Here is a 22,370-nt window from a genome sequence, read left to right on the forward strand (position 1 = left end):
CGCTGCCGGGCCCTTCCATCTCATGCGGTGTTTGCAGGCCTCAATAGGTGCCCGAGAAGCTTCGGTTGAGGTTGCGGTCGCTACCGAAGAAGGCGCTCTGCTCTTCCCGATCGGCTTCCTCACGCCAGTGCGCCTTGGCCTGATCCGCGGTCTTGCTGATCGTCACCTTGTCATCGACCGACTGGATCCACGATGACGGGATCGAGTGATGATGGCCACCAGCGGCCTGATCGTTCTTGGCCAGGCGGATGCGATCGCCGCGGACATGATCGACGGTGCCGACATGCTGGCCGTCGGACCCCACGACCTCCTGATGCTCCTGGACCTTCTGGAGCAGATCGCGCTGGCCTTGGCGGTTCTGGCGCCAGCCGTGAAACTCGTTGTCGAACTTCGACTGATTCTCGCGGCGATAGTCATGGTAATCGCGGTCGAGCGCCTCGATCTGGCGATCCCGCCACGAACGATAGCTGGGATCGAAATGCTGCCCGCTGTTGCCGCGGTTGCGATATCCCGAACCGGCCTCGTCATAGCCGTAGCCGCCCGTGTCGCGCGGCGCGTTGCGCTCGTCGGCGCGGCGGCGGCGCTCGGCATCCTCGTCGCCGAACCAGCTGCGGACCTCATCGCCCGCGCGATCGAAGAAGCCGCGGTCCTGATACTCATAGCCGCGCGGATCCTGGCCGTAATCGCGGCCATAGCGGTTATCGTCGGGGCGATCATCGAAACGGTCACCGCGATAATCGCGCGAGCCGCCCTGATTATAGGCATCGCGGCCATAGCCGCCGGTGCTGCGATTGCGATCCTGATCATAGCCGCCATAGGTGCGGTCATTGCCATACGAACCACCAAAGCGGCGATCGTTACGCTCGTAACCCATGATAGTCTCCTTGTCCGTGCCGGGAGAGAAAAGGGGTCCGGCACGCTGGGTTCAAAACCGACGGCGCTTCGGCGCAGTTCCTCGGTTCGACGGGCGGCGCAGGCGACAGACCGCGTATCTTTGCCAATTGTAACGCCCGCTCCAAGGGCGCTCGCTAAGTTTGGCTTTGGTGCCTAGAAGGCGGTCCATGCGCCGCAACGAGACCTCGGAAGGCAAATCGGTACGCCTGCTTCGCGTCGGCGAGCAGGTGCGCCACGTCCTGTCGGATATTCTCGCCCGCGGCGATGTGCATGACGATGTGCTGGCCAAACACAGCATCTCGGTAACCGAGGTGCGGATGTCCCCCGATCTGCGTCAGGCGATCGTGTTCGTGAAGCCGTTGCTGGGCCGGGACGAGGAGGTGGTGCTGAAGGCGCTGCGCACCAACACGGCTTATTTGCAAAAGGAGGTCGCCCGCGCAGTGAACCTCAAATATGCCGCCAGGCTCAAGTTCCTGAGCGATGAAAGCTTCGATCAGGGGGCCAAGATCGACACTTTGCTCAAGACTCCGACCGTGGCCCGTGATCTTGATGCGTAGGCTCCTCCTCGCCCTTGCCGCGCTGCTGCCGCTGGCCGGTTGCGGCAAGGGACCGGCGCCCGACGCGCTGGACACCGACGAGAAGATCGTGCGCAGCGTGCTGCAGGTGCTGGCGTCGGACGGCAAGCCGGTCTGCGTCTCGCGGCTCACCTTCGGCAGCCCCCTCTCCCAATTCCGCGTGGCGACGCGCGGCCAGCTGCCGCGCTATTATGATCTCGACTGGTTTCCGCCGCTGCCGTGGCGGCCGCCGGCAATGCCGACGCAGAAGCAATTGCGCGATGCCGTCGCCGCCGGCCGCGACGCCAACATTCCGGAGCCCCCCGCGCGCACCGATCCCTTGCCACGCGAGAAGAGATCGATCCTCAGCGGCCTCGCCTTCGCGATCTCGCCGCCCGCGACCGAGCTACACAGTGTCCGCCTGCGCGAAAGCTGGATGCCCAAGGGCGTGATCCCGCGCTGGTGGCCGGGGCGGGGCGACGCCAAGCTCGGCTGCGATGCGAACTATGTGTTGTCGGGCGTCAAGCGCACCGACCACGCCGCCTTCGTCGCGGTGCGCGTCCACCATTGGGGCACGCTCTACGGGCTGGTGACGCATGGCGATGACTGGCGCGTCGTCGGCCAGTGGGGGCCATGGCTCTACTGATCGATCTGCTTTGAGGGGACGGTGATGAAGCTGCTTGGTGCGATGATCGGGCTGGTTCTGCTGGCAAGCATGGCCGAAGCGGCCGGGCCGCCGCAATATCCCTATCCCCCGCTCAGCGTGATCAGCGATCCCGCGCCGGACGCCGCCAATCCGGCGCGGATGGCGGTCGTGCAGATCCCGACCTCCGGCGTCCTGATCAACGGCGTGCTGTATGTGGCGGCAGGATCGGGATCGCACCCGACGTTGCTGCTGTTCCACGGCCTGCCCGGCAATGAACAGAATCTCGATCTGGCGCAGGCGGCGCGGCGCGCGGGATGGAATGTGCTGACCCTCCACTATCGCGGCAGCTGGGGCAGCCCCGGCACCTACAGCTTCGCGCATTGCGTGGAGGACGGGAAAGCCGCGCTCGCGTTCCTGCGCACGCCCGAGGCGGTGAAGGCCTATCATGTCAACACCGACCGTATCGTCATCGCGGGGCACAGCCTGGGCGGTATCGTCGCGGCGCGGGTGGCGGCGGATGACGATGCGGTGGCGGGCACCTTCCTGATCGATCCGTGGGATACCGCGGCTACCGGCCGGGCGATGGCCGATCCCAAGGTGCGGAAGGAGTTCATCGAGGGCGAATTGAAAGGCGATATGCCGCCGCTCGCCGGCACCAGCATCGATGCACTGACCGACGAGACCGTCCACGCCGGAGAAAATCTCGATCTGGCAGCCGCGGCGAAGACGCTCTCCGATCGCCCGCTGGTGATCATAGGCGCCGAACGCGGCATCGGCGGCGACGGCAAGCGCGCCGCCGACGCCGCCGTCGCGGCGGGCGGCCATTGGGTGCAGAACGAGACCTGGGCGACCGACCACAGCTTTTCGGACATGCGCATCGCGCTCGCCGCCAGACTGGTCGATTGGCTATGGACGGTGCCGCCCCGCGCCACCAGCTTCACCGGCCCCGGCTGGAGCGATCAGAACGTCTTCGAGCGGATCATCCGCGGGCAACTGACGATCGCCAAGGTCTACGAAGACAAAGATGTCCTCGCCTTCATGGACAACCATCCCGAGAGCCGGGGCCATGTCCTCGTCATTTCCAAGCTCGCGCATGCGCGCAACGTGATGGAGATGGACCCCGCGACCCTCGTCCGACTGATGACGGTCGCCCGCCGCATCGCCATCGCCGAACGCGCGGCGTTTCATCCCACCGGCGTCGTGATCCAGCAGAACAACGGCAATGCCCAGAGCGTGCCGCACCTGCACATCCACGTCTACCCGGCCTACGGCGACGTCCCTTCGCTCTCGACCACCGCGAAGGAGGTGCCGGTGGCAGAGCTGGAGAAGGTGGCGGCGGAGATACGGGCGAAATTGCCTCCCAAATGAGATCGGGCGGAGGTACGGGCCGCCGATGCACGGCTGGCTGATCCTCGACAAACCCTATGGCCTCGGCTCGACGCAGGCCGTCTCGGCGGTGAAGCGCGCGTTGCGGGTTGGGGGCTATGGCAAGGCCAAGGTCGGCCATGGCGGCACGCTCGATCCGCTGGCGAGCGGCGTGCTGCCGATCGCGATCGGCGAGGCGACCAAGCTTTCAGGGCGGATGCTGGATGCCGACAAGGCCTATGATTTCACGATCCGCTTCGGAAGCGAGACCGATACGCTGGATGCCGAGGGGCCGGTGATCGCGGAGAGCGCGGTGCGGCCGACCTTGGCGGAGGTGGAGGCGGTGTTGCCGCGCTTCACCGGACCGATCGCGCAGGTGCCGCCCGCCTATTCGGCGCTGAAGATTGAGGGGAAGCGGGCCTATGATCTGGCGCGGGCGGGGGAAGAGGTGACTCTCGCCAGCCGCGATGTGGTGATCAAAGCCCTCTCCCTTGAGGGAGAGGGTTGGGTGAGGGTGTCCGACATCGATAGGGCAGTGCTCGGGCTCCGCCCTCGCCCCCCTCACCCCAACCCTCTCCCCGCCGGGGAGAGGGAGCTCGAGGACGTCACCCTCTCCGCGCTCGTCTCCAAAGGCACCTATATCCGCTCCCTCGCGCGCGACATCGCTTACGCCCTCGGCACCGTCGGCCATGTCACCATGCTCCGCCGCACCAAGGCGGGGCCGTTCACCCTCGATCAGGCGATTTCGCTCGACAAATTGGACGAAGCCGCTAAGGACGCGCGACTGCAGGCGCTGCTCCTGCCGTTGACGGCTGGACTGGTCGACACCCCGGTCCTCTGCCTGACCCCCGAACAAGCTTTGGCGCTCCGTCAGGGCAAGAAGCTTTTCGGGATCGCAGCACCACCTGGTCTCACACTTGGCGTTCTTGGGGAAATCCCCGTGGCGCTGATCGATGTGGCGGACGAAACAACAGTGGTGCGCGGCTTCAACCTGGTGTCGGAGTGAAGACCATATGACCATTACCGCCGAGCGCAAAGCCGAAGTCATCAAGGACAATGCCCAGGGTGAGGGCGATACCGGCTCCCCCGAGGTGCAGATCGCGATCCTCACCGAGCGGATCGTCAACCTCACCGAGCATTTCAAGACCCACGCGAAGGACAATCACTCGCGCCGCGGCCTGCTGATGATGGTCAACAACCGCCGCAGCCTGCTCGATTATCTCAAGAAGAAGGATGCCGCCCGCTATACCGCGCTGATCGGTAAGCTCGGCCTCCGCAAGTGACGAAAGGGGCGTCGCCGAAAGGCGGCGCCCTTTCGTCATCCTGAACTCGTTTCAGGATCCACCGTACAACAGGCCGTGTCCGTGCAGGCTGATGGGTGGATGCTGAAACAAGTCCAGCCATGACGCTGATTTGTAAGGGACCACCGGCAATACGGCCGAGGTCCATAGGGACGCGAAAAGTCCCGCACCGACGCTGGCCGGCTTAGCCAGCAGATAGGCCCCCCGCGGCATCCGGCCCGGGGAGTGAAGGAAATACTATGTTCGATATCAAGAAGACGGAAATCCAGTGGGGCGGCCAGACCCTCACGCTGGAAACGGGCCGCGTTGCCCGCCAGGCCGACGGCGCCGTGATGGCGACCCTCGGCGAGACGGTCGTGCTCTGCGCGGTCACCGCCGCGCGGTCGGTCAAGGAGGGCCAGGATTTCTTCCCCCTCACCGTCCACTATCAGGAAAAATATTCGGCAGCCGGCCGCATTCCCGGAGGCTTCTTCAAGCGCGAGCGCGGCGCCACCGAGAAGGAGACCTTGGTTTCCCGCCTCATCGATCGCCCGATCCGCCCGCTGTTCCCCGAAGGTTTCTACAACGAGATCAACGTCATCGCCCAGGTGCTGAGCTATGACGGCGAGAATGAGCCCGATATGCTCGCGATGGTCGCCGCCTCGGCGGCGCTCACCATCTCGGGCGTGCCCTTCATGGGCCCGATCGGTGCGGCGCGCGTCGGCTATGTCGATGGCGAATATGTGCTCAACCCCAGCGCCGAGGTCATCAAGACCAGCGATCTCGATCTGGTCGTCGCCGCCACCGGCAACGCCGTGATGATGGTCGAATCCGAAGCCAAGGAGCTTTCGGAAGAGGTGATGCTCGGCGCCGTCCAGTTCGCGCACAAGGCCTGCCGCGAGGCGGTCAACGCGATCATCGATCTGGCCGAAAAGGCCGCCAAGGATCCGTGGGAAATGGCCGCGCAGGCCGATCTCACCGCCGCCAAGGACAAGCTCAAGAAGCTGATCGGCAAGGACATCGCCGCCGCCTACAAGGTGACCGACAAGTCCAAGCGTTCCAACCTGCTCAACGAGGCCCGCGCCAAGGGCAAGGCGGCGTTCGCCGATGCCGCGCCGCAGGATCAGATGGCCGCCGGCAAGCTGATGAAGAAGCTGGAGGCCGAGATCGTCCGCGGCGCCATCCTCAAGGACGGCCAGCGCATCGACGGCCGCACCACCACGCAGATCCGCCCGATCGAGGCGATGGTGCATTTCCTGCCGCGTGCGCACGGCTCGGCCCTGTTCACGCGCGGCGAGACCCAGTCGATCTGCTCGACCACGCTCGGCACCGCCGATGCGGAGCAGATGATCGATGGCCTGACCGGCCTCTCCTACGAGCGGTTCATGCTCCACTATAACTTCCCGCCCTATTCGGTGGGCGAGGTCGGCCGCTTCGGCGCGCCGGGCCGCCGCGAAGTGGGCCACGGCAAGCTCGCCTGGCGCGCGCTGCACCCGGTGCTGCCGAGCAAGGAAGAATTCCCCTACACGATCCGCGTCCTCTCCGACATCACCGAGAGCAACGGCTCCTCGTCGATGGCGACGGTGTGCGGCGGTTCGCTGTCGATGATGGACGCCGGCGTGCCCTTGAAGCGTCCGGTCTCGGGCATCGCGATGGGCCTGATCCTGGAAGGCAAGGAGTTCGCCATCCTCTCCGACATCCTCGGCGACGAGGATCACCTCGGCGACATGGATTTCAAGGTGGCGGGCACGTCCGAAGGCATCACCACGATGCAGATGGACATCAAGGTCGCCGGCATCACCGATGAGATCATGCGCGTCGCGCTGGCGCAGGCCAAGGAAGGCCGCGCGCACATCCTGGGCGAGATGGCCAAGGCGCTGACCGGCGTCGGTGAGCTTTCCGCCCACGCGCCGCGCATCGAGACGATGCAGGTGCCCAAGGACAAGATCCGCGAAGTGATCGGCACCGGCGGCAAGGTGATCCGCGAGATCGTCGCCACTACCGGCGCCAAGGTCGACATCGAGGATGACGGCACCGTCAAGATCTCGTCGAGCGATCCCGAGAAGATCGCGGCGGCGCGCAAGTGGATCGAAGGCATCACGATGGAGCCCGAGGTCGGCAAGATCTATGACGGCAAGGTCGTCAACATCGTCGATTTCGGCGCCTTCGTGAACTTCATGGGCGGCAAGGACGGCCTCGTCCACGTCTCCGAAATGAAGAACGAGCGCGTCAACAAGCCGACCGACGTCGTCACCGAAGGCCAGGAAGTCAAGGTCAAGGTGCTCGAGGTCGATCCGCGCGGCAAGGTCCGCCTGTCGATGCGCGTCGTCGATCAGGAAACCGGCGCCGAGCTGGAAGACACCCGCCCGCCCCGCGAAGGCGGTGAGCGCAGCGAGCGCGGCCCGCGCCGCGATGGCGGCGACCGTGGCGATCGCGGTCCCCGCCGTGACGGCGATCGCCGTCGCGAAGGCGGCGGCGGCGACCGTGGCCCGCGCCGTGAAGGCGGCGATCGCGGCCCGCGCCGCGAGCGCAGCCAAGGCGGCAACGACGACGGCCCCGCGCCGGCATTCGCGCCAGCCTTCCTGAAGGGTAGCGACGATTAATTCGTAACTCCAAGGCGAACGGAAAAGGGGGCCCCGGAGGCCCCCTTTTTCTTACCCCAATCACCTATATTATTTTCCCGAATTTATTCTGAGTGATGAAGTTGATGGCAATGCGCCATTGACGGTCAATAGACACTCACGCACAAACAAGCCGATGCGGGTGCAAGATGTAATCCGGGGGGAAAAGTCTGACGTCTCAATTGGAGAATGGGGCTCAGGCAAATTCCAAAAGAAAAAGTTTCCGCTCTCTAAGGCGGGGCGGCGAGCCTATGCTCTTGGTTCTGCATGGCGTTGGAGGTTCGCCGAATTTAGCTGTGAGGGAAGGCAATTTGTCCTCCGGCTTATCTTCAACGAAGACAAAACGAAGGCCAGCGCACATCTCGCAATGCGTTCCGGCGGCGACCTAATAGTTTTGTGCTGTTACGAGTTTCATGCTGACCATCAAACCGGATGGCACGCTCACACGCTCTGCGGCGAACGTAATGACGTCGACACCGCACCGGCCGGGTCGCTAGTTCACGGGCCTTGGGTGAAGCGTATACCCAAGGCCCGTGAGCGACATCGCCGGGCCGAGTTTTATAAAGACATGGATGGAGGACTAGCGACTTGGCTTTGGCGCGAAGCCATGCGATTCTTCGGAATCGATGAAAAAGGTACGTTGGTGTGAAAGAAGCGCTTTGCGCGGCATTCTGTGGTGATCTCAAGCTGACGGATGTTCCGGTCGGCTACGCTGTCACGACTACGTTCCGTCGCGACGATGGCGATGCTGTCGCATTCTACATCGTTCGACACCTATCCGCTCCAAACCAATTTCGTATTGAAGACGACGGTGCCACTATTTCATTCTTAGAAGCGTCTGGCGTAGAGTTCGCCACGGAAACCCGCTCCGAAGCTTTTGAGGCCTTGCTCACAGGACACCAAGTCGAATTCGATGAAGACGAGATGCTTCTTCATACAGATTGGATGACAGAGGCAGACCTTCCTCGGGCAGCAATGCGCTTCCTTTCTTTTATGCTTCGTATCAACGACTTCCTACTTCTAACCAAAGACAAGGTAGCCTCAACTTTCAAAGAAGATGCGGCTCAGCGAATCCTTGAGCGAATGAACGGAAAGGCTCTCGTTGAGCAGGATAAGCCCGTGAGCGATCACTTGTCAGACACGGTTCCTGACATGGTCATTCGCGCTACCGGAAGGGTGCCGGTTGCCGTCTTTTTTGGATCCTCGGCACAGCGCGTTAACGACGCGATATTCCTGCAGATGCAGGCACTCTACGAGGTTCGCGAGCCCTTGCAGGTGATCTCTCTCTTAGAGCGTGAGAACGTAATCAACCACGATCTCCGACGCCGGGCAGCAAACCGACTTGCCGCACTACCCATCTATCGGGGCGATGAAATCACTGCGATCAATCGCATCGAGCGTGAAGCACTTGGCTCGATGCTTGGGACAGTCCACTGAGCATCGTATATCCGCACGAGCCTAAGCTGGGACAAGTTCGATCTAAGCCGCGTATGCCGCTGAGCCTCCAGCAAGCGCCTAGCGCAAAAACACATGACATTTACAATCCTATTTGGTAAGTCACCCGTCGCTCAATGACATCGGCCGAGTTGCGAGCGAAGCCCACTCCGGCGCGCAAGCGTCGGAGAACGACCGGCGCGGAGCCTGCCCTATGCGGGTGAAAAGCGAGCGCTCCGCCAAGAACTTTCGCCGTTGCCGCAGGCTTCGCGCTGCGGTGCAAACATGCTGGATGCCGCGCCTACGATCCATGCGGGCGGCATCCCCCGATCTCCGGGATCAGGCAGCGAAATCGCAAGGTCCATCCCCGCCGGGCAGGCGGCGGAACGCGCCGGTCGGAAAGCTTTTCGCGTGAAGCCACGAATGCGCACGCCCGCAGCCCATCTTGTGGGGCCGCGTTGCGCAATGCCGCCCGGCTCCCCATCTCCTCCACAGGGGCTCCGCTTCCCTTTTCGCCCTTCAAGGGCTAAGGGCGGCGCCACTTTCCTGACACTCAAAAGAACTGAGGCGCCGTTTGGCCAAAGAAGAACTGCTCGAAATGCGCGGCCAGGTGGTCGAGCTTTTGCCCAACGCGATGTTTCGCGTCCGGCTGGAAAATGATCACGAAATCCTCGGCCACACCGCGGGCAAGATGCGCAAGAATCGCATCCGCGTGCTCGTCGGCGATGAGGTGCTGGTCGAACTGACGCCTTATGATCTGACCAAAGGCCGGATCACCTATCGCTTCATGCCGGGCCGCGGCGGACCCGGCCCGCAATAATGACGCGCCCGGACGGGCCGACGCTCGTCCTCGCCTCCTCCTCCCCACGCCGCCGCGATCTGCTCGGGCGGCTGGGTGTCGTGCCCGATCGGATCGAGGCGCCCGCGATCGACGAAAGCCCCAAGGCCGGCGAGCTGCCGCGTGTCTATGCGCTGCGGCTGGCGGTAGAGAAGGCTAAGGCGGTGAAGCGCCGCGAGGGCGAGATCGTGCTGGCCGGCGATACGACGGTGGCGCTCGGCCGCCGCATTCTGCCGCCCGCCGACGACGAGGCCATCCAGCGCAAATTGCTCGGCCTGCTTTCGGGGCGCCGCCACCATTGCCTGTCCGCGGTCTGCGTGATCGATGCAGCGGGCAAGGCGCGGACGCGGATCGCCGACACGATCGTCACCTTCAAACCACTCTCCGCCGCCGAGATCGACGCCTATGTCGCGTGCGGCGAGGGGCTGGGCAAGGCTGGCGGCTATGCGATCCAGGGTCGGGCGGAGGGCTTCGTACGCTATCTGGCGGGCAGCCACTCGGGCGTGATTGGTTTACCGCTGTATGAGACGCGCGGACTGCTGATCGCCGCGGGGGTAGCGCTATGATTCCCGTCCGTCACCCCGGACTTGTTCCGGGGTCCACCCAACCGCAGGCTCCGGAGCGAGCGGTGGAGTGGATGCCGGAACACGTCCGGCATGACGAAAAAAGCTAATGGCGCGCTGGCTGTTCGAGGCCGGCATCGGCGAGGTGCGCGCGGCTCTGGTCGAGCAGGGGCGCATCCTCGAAATTCATATCGAGCCCGAAAGCCCCTCCCCGCGCATCGGCGCGGTGCTGGAAGCGCGGCTGATCGCCAAGGCCGATGCTAGCAAGCGCGGACGAGTACGGTTGGCCGAGGGCGAGGTGGAGATTGTGGATCTGCTGCCCGGCCTCACCGAGGGCGCCAAGCTCCGCGTCGAGGTGATCCGCGAGGCGCTGGGCGAGGCGCACCGTGCCAAGCCGCTGCGGGTGCGGCCGACCGAGGCGGCGGTGCGCGCCGGGCCAAACCTGCTGGAGCGCATCACGGCTTCCGGCCTGCCCGTTGATCGCCTGGGCAATGGGCCTGATCTCCTCGAACAGCATGGCTGGTCCGAGGCGTTGGAAGAGGCGGAGAGCGGCCTCATCGCGCGACCGGATGCAATGCTCCACATCAGCCTCACCCCCGCCATGACCCTGATCGACGTCGACGGCGGCGGCGCACCCGCCGCGCTCGCCATCGCCGGGGCCAAACTGGCGGGCGAGACGATCCGCCGCTTCGGCCTCACCGGATCGATCGGCGTGGATCTGCCGACCACGCCGAACCGCGCCGATCGCCTCGCCGCCGCCGAAGCGATCGATGCGCTCCTGCCGCAGCCGTTCGAGCGGACCGCAGTCAACGGCTTCGGCTTCCTGCAGATCATCCGGCGCCGCCAGCGGCCTTCGCTGATGGAACTGATCGCCGCCGATCGCATCGGCTTCGCCGCCCGCGCCTTGCTCCGCCGCGCCGGACGCGCGCAGGGGCATGGCGCGCTGGAGCTGATCGCCGCGCCGGCAGTGATCGATCGCCTGGCCGCGCAGCCCACCTGGCTGGACGAACTCGCCCGCCGCACCGGCACCATCGCCCGGTTGCGAGCCGAGGCCGGTCGCCCCATATCGGCCGGACATGCCCAGCGCCTCCAAAGCTAACGCCTGCCCCACCTGCGGCAAGCCCGCCGCCGCCCCGCACGCGCCATTCTGCAGCCAGGGCTGCAAGGATCGCGATCTGCTGCAGTGGCTTTCTGACGGACACCGCCTCCCCGGCCCGCCGGTCGATCCCGAATCGCTGCAAGGGCTGGACAGGTCGGACGATCCCTCCCTATAGGCCCCGCTCTCGGCCCGTGGCCGAGCTTATGCCCGGGTAGCTCAGTTGGTAGAGCACGTGACTGAAAATCACGGTGTCGGCGGTTCGATCCCGTCCCCGGGCACCATCTTTGTTTGCCTCAAGCGCCGGCGCAAGCATTCGCTCGCTTGTCTTTCCTCGCATAGGCTCGGGCGCGCGTTCGCGCTTGCGAACCCTGAGGGGTTCGATGATGCGCCTGTTCGCCGTTTTACCGTCTCGCTCTCGGCGTCGGCGAGCCCGTGTTAGGCATCGCGCTTCTCGCCGCTCAGCTTGCCGCCGCGCAGGCTGCGACGGCTGCGCAAGACCCCACCATCGTCATCGCCCGCCAACAGCCGTTGATCGAAACACCGCTTGAGGCGCTGGTGCAGGACGGCATCCAATATGCGCGCCTCTACCCCATCCCGCTGATCGAGGCCGTGCGCCGGCTCGTCGCGCAGGAGGCGAGCGTGCCGCAGACCGACGCGCTGATCCGCCGCTATCAGCCGCGCTTCGCGGGGCTGGTGCTGGAGCATGTCCCCGTCTTCCGCTTCGTCATGCTGCTGACCGGCGACGAACCCGTTCCCGATACGGTGATAACCGCCGGCGGCCTGACCATCCCCATCGTCTTCCGCACCGGCGCGCCCGCGACGCGCGACCAGATTCTCACCGTAATCGCGGCGCACCAGGCCGAGATTCGCGCGGCCCTGCCCCGGCCGATGGGCCTCGCCTTCAATCCGCGCACCGGGCGGCTGCTGGTGATGCTGCGCAAGTCCGATCTCGACAAGGAGGGTGAGGCCGCGACCGCGCAGCGGCTGCAGGCGATCGCGGGCGTGCCGCTGGAGCTGCATTATTGGAGCGCCGCCGACCGCAACACGGCGGCGGAGGGCGGCGGCCGGATCATTGCGCGCAACCGCGAGGGCAAGCATTTCCTCTGCACCTCGGGATTCGTCGTCACCAACGGCACCCAGACCGCGATCACCACTGCCGCCCACTGCCCCGATACCCTCGCGTACATCGAAGCTGACAAGAGCGAGGTGCCGCTGACGCTGATCGGTGCGTGGGGCGAACGCTATCAGGATGTCCAGATCCATAGCGCGCCCGCCGCGCTCGAACCTTTGTTCCACGCGGACAGCAAGGACAGCGCCCGCCTCGTGACGGGCTGGCGCAACCGCGAGAGTACGCGCGCGGGCGATATCGTCTGCCATCGCGGCGAGAAAACCGGCTACAGCTGCGCCGAGATCGCCTATGTCGATTATGCGCCGCCGGGCGATCTCTGCGCCGGGCCGTGCATGGCCACCTGGGTCGCGGTGAAGGGGCCGAGCTGCAAAAATGGCGACAGCGGCGGCCCGGTGTTCCTGGGCACGGTCGCCTTCGGCCTCGTTAAGGCCGACAGCGTGACTGACGGCGTCTGCAAACTCTATTATTATATGTCGACCGACTATCTGCCGCCGGGATGGACGGTGGCACACCGCTAATAACCCCGCTCAGATGCTACCGGATCAGGATCTGTCAGCAAACTACGTGCCGTGTCGTTGAACAACTCTGCGCCTTCCGCAGGCGTCCACAGGCAATTATCGGCTTTCGCTCGCCACCGAATTGGCAGCAAGCCAGTGCAAATCAGCGTGTCTGACCCGATAAGTCACTCACTGCGTGTTGTAGTGAAGGCGGAGGGCGGACCAAACTTCGGCCTCGTCGCGCGCGGCGTTGACGATCCCCCAGACCCGCATGGGCTCGAGAACGCAGCGTCTATCGCTCGGTTTTAAGCCCGACAGAAGCTGGGTTCGGCTGTACTCGTTGGGCGGTCGTGCGTTTAGTTCACGCCCGCTCCCGATGAGCAATAAGCTGGCGTAGTTCATTCGAGCGTAAAGCTCTTTTGCGCGTCCAAGCTTAGCCAGAAGGTCGTCCGTTTCTGCCGGGGTCAGATGTTCAAGCGGTCGCGAAAGCAGTTCCAGCTCGCCGGCCTGGGAATGGAGCGTGACCATACTGCTCTGCATTTCGATGGGGAAGAAATAAAAGCTCCCCAGAGCCTTAGCGTCCGCCGCGGGAAGCCGATCGAAAATCTGCATCGCGCGCGCGTTCAGCCAGGCTTCCGACTGGAACCTAATCAGCTTCGGCGAGAAGCGGTTGGCACCGGCGTAACGGCCGCTTTCCCGCGCGGCCAACAGCCCCGTCTCGATATCGAAAAGCTGTTGGTCAAGGCACGGTGCCAACGCCAGCCAAAGCGAAGCACTTTGCACATTGGCAGAGATTTCGGCGTGTAATTGCTCTTGGACCTGATGCAGCCGCTCCTGCCCGTGTGTCCATTCCACCGCCTGCTCGAGCGCCAGCGCAATCAGGATGCCGCAGATGATCGTTCCGATCTCGATCAGGAACTCGCGCAAGGTGTGCGCTGCTTTCGGCTTGTGGATTTCCACGCTTTGATCCTCGCGCTCGGGCTCATGACTGGGATCAGCCGCGGCAACGGGACCAGACACGATTTCAAGCAATTCCCCCATGCTGACGTTGGCTACACAGCCAAACGACGCTTGCAATAGCTGACTGATCCATGGGCGCACATCAGCCCGAGAATGCGCGCAGATCGGCCCTGCGAGACAGGATCGTGGAAATCAGAATGATGGGGATGAAAGACGGACGCGGGCGGCAACTAAGCGATAGCGGAAATCACCGCCGAAACTATGTCATGCGGCCTTTCATACCCCTCACTCCCACTCGATTGTTCGCGCCAGTGCTAATCAATTGAATTAACACGAGAAAATATTTTTCTGTCTAGCGATTACCGCCCCGGGGGCCGTCATAAAGCTACCCTGTTGATATTAATGGGCAATTCGGCGCGGCTTCCACAAACCATCTATTGACTGCTATCGGCTCCTTGCCACCCATTCCAGCCCAGAAATCCGCAGCGAAATTATGGCACAAAGTACCGTCAGCGCCAACGGTTGACAATTTCGGCCACAGTTGACAAAAGACGCTATTCGCCTGATCCGGCGGGTGGAGGACAGTGCGATGCGACCTTGGGATTACCATCAAGAACTCACTGGAGAGCGGCTTGTTAAAGTCGGTCAGCTGCTCGCGTTGGGGCGCGGTAGCGCGGTCGACCGGTTTGATCCGACGATTGGGGACGATAACTGGACCCTGGGTGTCTGCGCTTACAATTATGGTTGCTTCCAGATCAGCCAAGCGGCGGGGACACCGGGGTTCGAGTGGCTAGGGGTAATCGATCCCGGCAAGCATTTTCAGTTCAGCGTTGGTGGGGTTCCCATGCGATTCTGGCGGGGCGATCCGGCTGAGCCTACTGCGAAGATCGTCATTGCCACCCCCCGCGAACAGCTGCTGCTTGATCTTGAGCCTGGCGTGCCGACGGCCGGCGTACTATTCCGCATTGGCGTCACCACCGACATCGACGGTGCTCTCTTGGGTGCGAGCTTCGTCGCCCTCCGCAACGATCAGCCGGAAACTGTGTGGCCGCTGCCGCTTGCCGAAGCTGAGCCGCTGATCGTATCCCTGGGTGAAGAGCGGCCTGAAGGACGGGATCTGCCGCCGCCGCCCGTTGGCGATATCGGGGACGACGAGATCGATCGCGACACTGGAACTGGGTCCGGCCCCGACGGAGCTTAACCGTGGCAATGAAGGGCAACATACCGGGGGGCGATCCGGTCGATGGTGCACGGGCGTTTCATGGCGACAAGCTGCGACTCGCTCGTCTGCTCGCTGGCCTTTCGCTCGACGAGTTGGGCGGGTCGGTGGCAACAAGCCGGCAGTTCGTTCATCAGCTTGAAACCGGTGCAAAAGACCCGACTGACGAGATGCGGGACGCGTTAGCCGCGGCACTGACAGTCACTCCTGCATTCTTTTCGACGCCGGCCGTCAATCCCGTGCGTGAAGAAGACTGCCATTTTCGTCGGTTGGCGAGCGCCCCACGGGGGTTGGTCGCGCAGGCTGTGGCGCGGGGGACAGCGGTAGAAGCGTTGGTGAACGGGCTTGAAGCGCTTGTGCGGTTGCCGGATGTGAATTTTCCGGAGTTTGCGCGCCCGGAAGGATCGGATGCGATCGAGCGTGTTGCCGAAGACGCCCGACTGCATTGGGGACTCGGTCTGGACGGCCCGATCACTAACATGACGCGCGTCTTGGAGAATGCAGGCGCAGTCGTCGTTCAGTTCGACGATCTCACAGACCGCATTGACGCGTTGTCGATGGCCCGGCGCCGGCCGATCGTGGTTCGATCGACTGCGAAGGCCGCAGGTGCCCGACTACGCTTTGATCTTGCCCATGAGGCTGCACATCTAGTTATGCATCAGGGGGTGATCACGGGCGACAGCGTCACTGAAGGAGAAGCCCACCGCTTCGCTGGGGCATTTCTGATCCCGCGCATCGCCTTCGCCCGGGAGTTCCCGCGGACACGGCGAATGCTCGACTGGAATGCTTTGTTCGCGATGAAGCTGCGCTGGAAAGTTTCAGTTCGCGCGATCGCCCGACGTGCGTTCGATTTGGGACTGATCGATGCTGCACAATACCGAACGGCCAATATCCAGCTGGTGAAGACCGGGCAGGCGAAGACGGAACGGTATGATGATCACATTGCCATTGAAGAGCCAGAACTGCTGAATTCAGCCATCGCGTGGCTTATGAAGCGAGAAGGGATCGGTCTCCATCGCCTACTGTCTGATCTCGGCATGGCACCTGAGCTTTTCACCCGTCTAACCGGCCAGCGAATACCGCACCTCCCCGAAAATGTCGTGTCATTCCCTACGACCGGCACCATGAGACCTCAATCATGACCACCGGTTTCATTTCCTCTAAGGCGACGCCCCAGATCAGCCGCGCCGCAAGGGTCCAACATGGCTAAGCGGGATCCTAACAAAACCGCGCGCAACAAGCGGATCGAGACAATGAAGGTGCAGTTGCGCGCCCTGCTGCCGACCGTACTCAAGGAGACGGGCCTCGATAGCGAGGCGTCGCTCAATGCGAAGATCGGCGGCAAGGCGGACGAGTTCATCGACCTCAAGAACGAGGTGATCACCTCGGCGGAACATTACGCCAGCCTCTATCTCGACGGGTTTAAGGGGTCGCTGAGCACAACCGGCTGGCGCACCAGCTTCGATGATATGTACGATCTGTTCGCCGGCTCGAAAGCCGCGCAGCAGTATATGATGCTCTTTCTAGAACGATCTTACCTCAAGCACTATGACGAATATTCTAAGCGCCGGCCGAGTGAGGAAGAGGCAGCGATTTGGATTGGACAGAACAGCGCTGACTATGGGCTGCTGGTGACGCCGCGCTTCGCCAAAGGCGACTGGCAGAACGACAGAAGCGAGATCAGGCACTTTAAGCCAGGCTACTGGACGATCGGCCACGTGCTCGAAACGGGATTCGTGATCCCCGGCAAGAACAAGCGGATGCCGTTCGCGGATGTCGACGCCTATCTCGACTTTTTCGAGAACGTGCTCGTCCGGCACAGCAAGTCTAAGTACCAGATCGAGCTGGCGGAACAATACAGCGCCTATGTTCGCGCGGCGCCTAACCCTCTCGCCGTGCCGCTGCTGATCCCTGAACTTCGCTACGAGGGCCGCGAAACCAAGCACAAGTACCGACTCGACTTCACCGTTATCGACCCTGTCACGATGCAGAAGACGGGCTTCGAGCTGTCACCCTGGTCAAGCCATGGGGAGCTGACCGGCACCAAAGGAAAGACGCAGAAGGAGATCAACGCCGAAGCGAGCGCCAACTTCGACAAAGAGATGAAGAAGCACAAGCAATACTACAAGAAGCATGGCATCTTCGCGCTGATCTACACCGACGCCGACCTGGCGGACATGGGCGGGGTGTTCGCCGACGTAGAGGAATGCCTCAGTCCCAAGGAGGTAAACACCCAGCTTAATTTCCATCTCCTCTCCAGCTTCTTCGGCCCTTGACATGAAGATCGCCGCTCTGATCCTCGCACTGGCGTCAAGCGCACTGGGCTTGCTGAGCGCATGGTACTGGTACCGCACCAGCCGCATCGACCCGGTGCCAAGCTGGGCAAAGGACTGCGGGACCGAACCCGTCATCCCCGAGATTGGGACGCTCGGCTGGATCGCCGGCTTTCTGGAAGCAAGCCAGGCTTCCAGCGCATTGAACCGCAAGGCGGCTCTCTCCACCGCCGCCGCAGTCGGGCTTGGCGCGCTCGGCAATCTCCTCGCGTCCTGGCCGATAGGCTAAGCAGCGCCGTGCCTGACTTCTCGCTCTACACCCGCATGCGCGAACAGGGCACGCTTGCCGAAACGCCGCAAGACGTGCCGGATGCGCGCTTTGCGCTTCCGTCCACGATCAACTGGATGCGGGCGCTCGCTTTGCTGGTCGATGATCTCGGTCTCAACTTCCGCCAGGCGCATACAGCTTACGCTAATGTCCAACGCCGAAACTTGACTGACCGAGAACTCAACAGCGTGTGCGAGCAGCTGCTTTTCGCGCTCCACCAGCTTGCCAGCCTGCGCGCGCTGGCGGTCGTCGAGAACAAAGCCGACGTCGCCCGCATCGCCATCATGGCCTGGTATTACGGCGTGTATGGTGCCGCCTCGGCGATGATTGCAGCCGGTGACGGCGCTTTCCCCGACACACATGCCGCGACCGCACAGCAGTGGGACCGGCAGTTCGCAGCGACGGGATTGGCGCTTGCGCCGTTCGGGGACCGACTGTCGGCCTTGACGACGGCGGTCGTGGAGCAGGAGCTCGCACCCGTCCGCGCCCGCGGCAAGCACTCACTTACCATCGTGCCCACCAGCGCCGAACAGGCTTGGGGCTGCCACGCGGAATATCTCGCCGGCACCGCGAAGTGGGAGCAGTGGAACATTCAAGAGCGGGTACGCGAGACCAAGGATTTCAAAGCGCTCGGAACGGAGAGCTTCCGCACCGCAGCCGCGCGCGGCTTTCGAGACGCCGCCTTCGCTCGTCGCGGGATCGCCTTTTTGCATGAGGCGTCGCGCTATCGCGGTAAGGCCAACTACCGCGATGCGATTTATCTCGCTTACGGTCGCTCGGTGCCCAGTCTGCTCATCACGTTTGTCGACGATCTCGCGTCGGTACTCAGCGGATTCGGCGCGATGGCAGCTGCGTACGCCTCGCGGCGCATGGGTCGAGACCTCTGGACGGATTTTCTCGACGATCTTGAAGCGAAGCGCTCGCTATCCCTCTCTCCTAAGACGGAATGGAGCTGAACGCCTCTAGGGCTCGTAGAGGCTCGCACATCCTGCTGTGCTGTCGGCACCGTCATTCGCATTCAATGCCATCGCTACCGGAGCGAGCGAAAGCGGGGGTTTTTGATGGACCCCTGTCAATCTGGACCGTCGCTCAAAAGCTTCTGGTAACATCGGATGTTCCTGTTATGTCCTGCTGGTCTGATTGGCTGGGTTTGCACACGATTCCCGAAAAGGACCGTTTGCGGGACAATTTCGAGGCTAAACGAAATCAAATGCTTGCGAGTCCCGAAACTCTGTCCCAGAATCTCACCATGAAAATGGGCTACGCGCGCGTCTCGACCGACGATCAAAACCTGGATCTGCAGCGGCGCGCCCTTCGGCTCGCCGGCTGCGGGAAAATATTCGAGGACCAGATTTCCGGCGCGTCGACGAAGCGGCCCGGCCTCGACGAGGCGCTAGCGCAATGTGGCGCTGACGACGTGCTTGTAGTGTGGAAGCTCGACCGACTCGGCCGATCGCTCTCGCACCTCATCGCCGTCGTCCAGGAGCTAGGCGACAAGGGCTGCGGCTTCCAGTCGCTTTCCGAAAACATAGACACGACGACCGCCGGCGGCCGACTCGTGTTTCACCTCATGGGCTCCCTCGCCGAATTCGAGCGTGCGCTGATCGCGGAGCGCACCAAGGCCGGACTCGCCGCTGCGCGGATGCGCGGCGTCCGGATCGGCCGCAGGAAGGCGATGAACGCCGAGCAGGTGCGCCACGCCCGCGCACTACTGGAGGCGGGGGAGCGGCCGGCCGATATCGCACGCACGCTGCAGGTGGGCCGATCGACGCTCTACCGCGCGCTTGACGTACAACACACCGGGAAGGGGCAAGCCGCATGAATATGGCGCTATCGAAAACAAAGACGCGCCATATGCCGGCTCCGGATCTGGAGCCAAACCGCATTGAATTATCCAGGGGCCGTTTCGTCGCGCGCGCCTGGTCAGAGACCATCCCGGAAACCCGCCGCACCGGCCAGGCCGCGCTCTTTGCGCGCGCAGCCCTCGAGACTTTCGCCGCTGAAACCGCTCCGGGCTTCACGTTGAGCCCGCCCTTCGTGACCGTGAAGGGCAGGCTTGACAATACGGCGCAGCAGCTCGCGAAGAGCATGGGACGTCTCGCGGCCACGCTCCCGATCATGGAGGGCTGCAACGCCCTCACGAGCCTCTACACGACGCTGCTGCCCGGCAAGGAGCGCAGCTCTCTTGGCGCCTTCTATACGCCGGCCGCGCTGACCCAGCGCTTGCTCGACCTCGCGGCCGAGGGCGGCGTCGACTGGAAGACAGCGCGCATTCTCGATCCGGCGAGCGGCGGCGGCGCCTTCCTCCTCGAGGCCGCCGCGCGGATGCGCTCGGGCCTCGCCGGGAGCGAGCCGGCTTTCGTTCTCGCCCAGCTCGGCACCCGGTTGTCCGGCATGGAGCTGGACCCCCACGCTGCAGGCCTCTCGCAGGCGGCGCTTGAGATCATGCTTTCGGACCTCGCCCTGGCCAGCGGCAGAGACGTGCCGACCTTCGTCAAGGTGTGTGACACGCTCGAGGAAACGCCCGATCCGGTCTATGACCTCGTTGTCGGCAATCCGCCCTATGGCCGGGTACAGCTGACGGCAGCGCAGCGCAGCCGCTATGCGCGCAGCCTCTACGGCCATGCCAATCTCTATGGTGTCTTCACGGATATCGCGCTGCGGTGGACACGCCCCGGCGGCGTCATCGCCTACCTCACGCCGACCAGTGTACTCGGCGGCCAGTATTACTCGGCGCTCCGGAAGCTTCTGGCCGAGGAAGCCCCGCCCGTCGCCATCGACTTCGTCCATGCCCGAAAGGGTGTCTTCGAGGACGTGCTGCAGGAAACGCTCCTGGCCCTCTACCAGAAGGGCGGCGAGCGCACGCGCTTCCAGGTTCACTATCTCAACGTCGACAACGAGCAGCAGGCCCGGCTCACCAAAAACGGCAAGGTGGGTCTGCCCGCCGACGCGACCGCGCCCTGGCTTGCGCCGCGAGAGCCGGCCCACGTCAAGCTGATCGCTGCGGCCGAAGGTCTATCTGATCGCCTGGCCGATTGGGGTTATGAGGTCTCGACCGGGCCGCTCGTGTGGAACCGCTTCAAGCCTCAGATGCGTGCCAGAGCGGGCCGCGGCCTGCACCCACTGATATGGGCGGAGGCAGTGACGGCCGACGGCCGCTTCGTGTTCCGGGCCGACAAGAAGAACCATGCCCCTTTCTTCAAGCCCGAAAAGGGCGACGCCTGGCTCATCGTCAATCGCAGCTGCGTGCTCGTGCAGCGCACGACGGCGAAGGAACAGCTGCGCCGTCTGATCGCGGCCGAGCTGTCGCAGGATTTCATCGAGGCGCATGGCGGCGTCATCGTCGAAAACCACCTCAACATGGTGCGCGCGAACGGCGCGCCGAAAGTTTCGCCGGCAGCGGTCGCGGCCGTGCTTAATAGCGACATCATCGACCAGGTGTTTCGCTGCATCAGCGGCAGCGTTGCGGTTTCTGCTTTCGAGCTGGAGGCGATCCCCCTGCCCCCGGCGTCCGCGATGTCGGCGATCGAGCGCCAAGTCAGTAGCGGCGCAAGCCGCGCTGCCATCGAGAAGACGCTGCGCCGCCTCTTCGGGATCGACAAGGCATGAGCCTGCCGCTGCTTCCTACCTGGCAGGACATCCACTCCCGCCTCCCTATCATCTTTCCCGAAGGCTCGGCGAACCGCGATCACTCCATTTGGGAGATATCGGCACGGACCATCTTCGTCATGCTCTATGCCGGTGCCGTTGAGGGTGCCGAGATCTGGATCAGACCCGACCAGGTGACGCGCATGACGACCGAGCAGGCCGAGCAGACGAGTGACGATGCACGGCTGGAATGGGCGAAGGCCTCGATTCGGCCGAGCAAAGCCGACGTGCCGGGCCGCTGGTATGCCGTAAACACGCGGGAATCGATCCGCGACGACACGATTCGCTATGCGCTGATCCAGAATGGCGCCGTCATCGAGCGGCCCGGCCTCTCCACGACATCGCCCGCCGGGCGCTATGCGCTGCAGGCTGAATTCGCCGAGCTGTTGGCGCCGGACCTGGACGAGGCGACGTTCATCGCCAAGGCAGCCGCCTGGCGCGCCAAGCACCTCAACGCCGGCGCGCTCGCCCGCATTGCCATCGTCCGCAAAGGCGCGGCCGGCGGCGGCGAATATGAACTTGTGACCTTCCCCAACGGCGAGACGCGCCGCATGACGACCGGCCCGAGCGCCGACATCTCGAAGGCGGTAATCGAGGTTTTCGCGCCGAAGTTCCTGCAGAAGCCGGGCGTCATTGCCTTGAGTGAGAGCGGCAACAAGGTGGTGGCCCGCGACGACGAACTGGCAAAAGCCATCGGGCTGACAATCCCGGCCGACAAGAGCCTGCCCGACATCGTTCTCGTGGATCTTGGTCCCGCGCACCCCCTGCTCGTCTTCATCGAGGTGGTGCATAGCGACGGGCCGGTGAACGATGCCCGCAAGGCAGCTCTCCTCCAGATCGCGGAGGGCGCGGGCTTTCCCCCGCAGCACGTGGCTTTCGTCACCGCCTATCTTGACCGTGCCGGGCAGCCGTTCCGGAGGACCGTCAGCGGCCTCGCTTGGGGAAGTTATGCTTGGTTCGCGTCCGAGCCGGACAGCCTGATAGCCTTCAGCGGCAAGCCGCTGCAGATCGAGGGCGGGTAA

Annotated in this window: 22 protein-coding genes and 1 tRNA gene; 21 read left to right on the forward strand and 2 right to left on the reverse strand. The window is 63.7% G+C overall.

The window, feature by feature from the left end:
• Positions 1 to 40: 40 nt before the first annotated feature.
• Entirely contained in the window at positions 41 to 874 is an 834-nt protein-coding gene (locus FHS31_RS11435) for a DUF2171 domain-containing protein (RefSeq protein ID WP_208408680.1), read from the reverse strand.
• Positions 875 to 1,061: 187 nt separating this feature from the next.
• On the opposite strand from FHS31_RS11435, the gene rbfA reads away from it, so the two are divergent.
• The 13 genes from rbfA to FHS31_RS11500 all read left to right on the forward strand — a co-directional run bounded on the left by rbfA (position 1,062) and on the right by FHS31_RS11500 (position 12,941).
• Positions 1,062 to 1,451 carry a 30S ribosome-binding factor RbfA gene (gene rbfA, locus FHS31_RS11440; RefSeq protein WP_167073595.1) on the forward strand — a complete coding sequence of 130 codons (390 nt, stop codon included), beginning with the start codon at positions 1,062 to 1,064 and terminating at the stop codon, positions 1,449 to 1,451.
• The gene (locus tag FHS31_RS11445) at positions 1,444 to 2,094 is read left to right on the forward strand and encodes a hypothetical protein (RefSeq protein ID WP_167073597.1); all 651 of its coding nucleotides are present in this window, start codon (positions 1,444 to 1,446) and stop codon (positions 2,092 to 2,094) included. Before rbfA ends, FHS31_RS11445 begins: the two co-directional genes overlap by 8 nt.
• A 24-nt stretch (positions 2,095 to 2,118) precedes the next feature.
• A complete protein-coding gene (locus FHS31_RS11450; protein ID WP_167073599.1) occupies positions 2,119 to 3,462 on the forward strand; it encodes an alpha/beta fold hydrolase in 1,344 nt (447 codons plus the stop codon).
• Between the two features lie 25 nt (positions 3,463 to 3,487).
• On the forward strand, positions 3,488 to 4,465 hold the full coding sequence (gene truB / locus FHS31_RS11455; protein ID WP_167073601.1) for a tRNA pseudouridine(55) synthase TruB: 978 nt from the start codon (positions 3,488 to 3,490) through the stop codon (positions 4,463 to 4,465).
• Positions 4,466 to 4,472: 7 nt separating this feature from the next.
• Positions 4,473 to 4,742: a 30S ribosomal protein S15 gene (gene rpsO, locus FHS31_RS11460; RefSeq protein ID WP_167073603.1), complete on the forward strand. Its 270-nt coding sequence runs from the start codon at positions 4,473 to 4,475 to the stop codon at positions 4,740 to 4,742.
• Between the two features lie 257 nt (positions 4,743 to 4,999).
• Positions 5,000 to 7,342, forward strand: coding sequence for a polyribonucleotide nucleotidyltransferase (pnp, locus tag FHS31_RS11465; RefSeq protein ID WP_167073605.1), 2,343 nt, complete (start codon positions 5,000 to 5,002; stop codon positions 7,340 to 7,342).
• A 663-nt stretch (positions 7,343 to 8,005) separates the two neighbouring features.
• Entirely contained in the window at positions 8,006 to 8,797 is a 792-nt protein-coding gene (locus FHS31_RS11470) for a DUF1828 domain-containing protein (protein ID WP_167073607.1), read from the forward strand.
• 571 nt (positions 8,798 to 9,368) lie between these two features.
• Positions 9,369 to 9,614 carry a translation initiation factor IF-1 gene (gene infA, locus FHS31_RS11475; protein ID WP_026325702.1) on the forward strand — a complete coding sequence of 82 codons (246 nt, stop codon included), beginning with the start codon at positions 9,369 to 9,371 and terminating at the stop codon, positions 9,612 to 9,614.
• Complete coding sequence (locus FHS31_RS11480) at positions 9,614 to 10,198, forward strand: Maf family protein (protein WP_167073609.1); 585 nt, start codon at positions 9,614 to 9,616, stop codon at positions 10,196 to 10,198. Before infA ends, FHS31_RS11480 begins: the two co-directional genes overlap by 1 nt.
• A gap of 106 nt (positions 10,199 to 10,304) precedes the next feature.
• Positions 10,305 to 11,294: a ribonuclease gene (locus tag FHS31_RS11485; RefSeq protein ID WP_167073611.1), complete on the forward strand. Its 990-nt coding sequence runs from the start codon at positions 10,305 to 10,307 to the stop codon at positions 11,292 to 11,294.
• Positions 11,272 to 11,469, forward strand: coding sequence for a DNA gyrase inhibitor YacG (locus FHS31_RS11490; RefSeq protein WP_167073613.1), 198 nt, complete (start codon positions 11,272 to 11,274; stop codon positions 11,467 to 11,469). The genes FHS31_RS11485 and FHS31_RS11490 overlap by 23 nt, the downstream gene beginning before the upstream one ends.
• 30 nt (positions 11,470 to 11,499) lie before the next feature.
• Positions 11,500 to 11,575 (forward strand) — tRNA-Phe (locus FHS31_RS11495).
• Positions 11,576 to 11,726: 151 nt separating this feature from the next.
• Positions 11,727 to 12,941: a chymotrypsin family serine protease gene (locus FHS31_RS11500; protein ID WP_167073614.1), complete on the forward strand. Its 1,215-nt coding sequence runs from the start codon at positions 11,727 to 11,729 to the stop codon at positions 12,939 to 12,941.
• Between the two features lie 168 nt (positions 12,942 to 13,109).
• On the opposite strand, the gene FHS31_RS11505 is transcribed toward FHS31_RS11500, so the two are convergent.
• Positions 13,110 to 13,961 (reverse strand): hypothetical protein, encoded by an 852-nt coding sequence (locus tag FHS31_RS11505; protein WP_167073616.1) that lies wholly within the window; start codon positions 13,959 to 13,961, stop codon positions 13,110 to 13,112.
• 460 nt (positions 13,962 to 14,421) lie between these two features.
• Between FHS31_RS11505 and FHS31_RS11510 the strand changes: the two genes are divergently transcribed.
• From FHS31_RS11510 to FHS31_RS11545, 8 genes are all read left to right on the forward strand, one after another.
• Positions 14,422 to 15,081, forward strand: a complete 660-nt coding sequence (locus FHS31_RS11510) for a hypothetical protein (protein WP_167073618.1) — start codon at positions 14,422 to 14,424, stop codon at positions 15,079 to 15,081.
• A gap of 8 nt (positions 15,082 to 15,089) precedes the next feature.
• Entirely contained in the window at positions 15,090 to 16,241 is a 1,152-nt protein-coding gene (locus FHS31_RS11515) for an ImmA/IrrE family metallo-endopeptidase (protein ID WP_167073688.1), read from the forward strand.
• A gap of 60 nt (positions 16,242 to 16,301) precedes the next feature.
• Positions 16,302 to 17,375: a topoisomerase gene (locus tag FHS31_RS11520; protein WP_167073620.1), complete on the forward strand. Its 1,074-nt coding sequence runs from the start codon at positions 16,302 to 16,304 to the stop codon at positions 17,373 to 17,375.
• Position 17,376: 1 nt separating this feature from the next.
• On the forward strand, positions 17,377 to 17,661 hold the full coding sequence (locus tag FHS31_RS11525; protein WP_167073621.1) for a hypothetical protein: 285 nt from the start codon (positions 17,377 to 17,379) through the stop codon (positions 17,659 to 17,661).
• Positions 17,662 to 17,669: 8 nt separating this feature from the next.
• Positions 17,670 to 18,656 carry a hypothetical protein gene (locus tag FHS31_RS11530; RefSeq protein ID WP_167073623.1) on the forward strand — a complete coding sequence of 329 codons (987 nt, stop codon included), beginning with the start codon at positions 17,670 to 17,672 and terminating at the stop codon, positions 18,654 to 18,656.
• A gap of 293 nt (positions 18,657 to 18,949) precedes the next feature.
• A complete protein-coding gene (locus FHS31_RS11535) occupies positions 18,950 to 19,522 on the forward strand; it encodes a recombinase family protein (RefSeq protein WP_167073690.1) in 573 nt (190 codons plus the stop codon).
• Positions 19,519 to 21,309 carry an HsdM family class I SAM-dependent methyltransferase gene (locus tag FHS31_RS11540; protein WP_167073625.1) on the forward strand — a complete coding sequence of 597 codons (1,791 nt, stop codon included), beginning with the start codon at positions 19,519 to 19,521 and terminating at the stop codon, positions 21,307 to 21,309. Before FHS31_RS11535 ends, FHS31_RS11540 begins: the two co-directional genes overlap by 4 nt.
• Positions 21,306 to 22,370: a BsuBI/PstI family type II restriction endonuclease gene (locus FHS31_RS11545; protein WP_167073627.1), complete on the forward strand. Its 1,065-nt coding sequence runs from the start codon at positions 21,306 to 21,308 to the stop codon at positions 22,368 to 22,370. Before FHS31_RS11540 ends, FHS31_RS11545 begins: the two co-directional genes overlap by 4 nt.

This window comes from Sphingomonas vulcanisoli, from assembly GCF_011761305.1.
GTDB classification, from domain to species: domain Bacteria; phylum Pseudomonadota; class Alphaproteobacteria; order Sphingomonadales; family Sphingomonadaceae; genus Sphingomonas_I; species Sphingomonas_I vulcanisoli.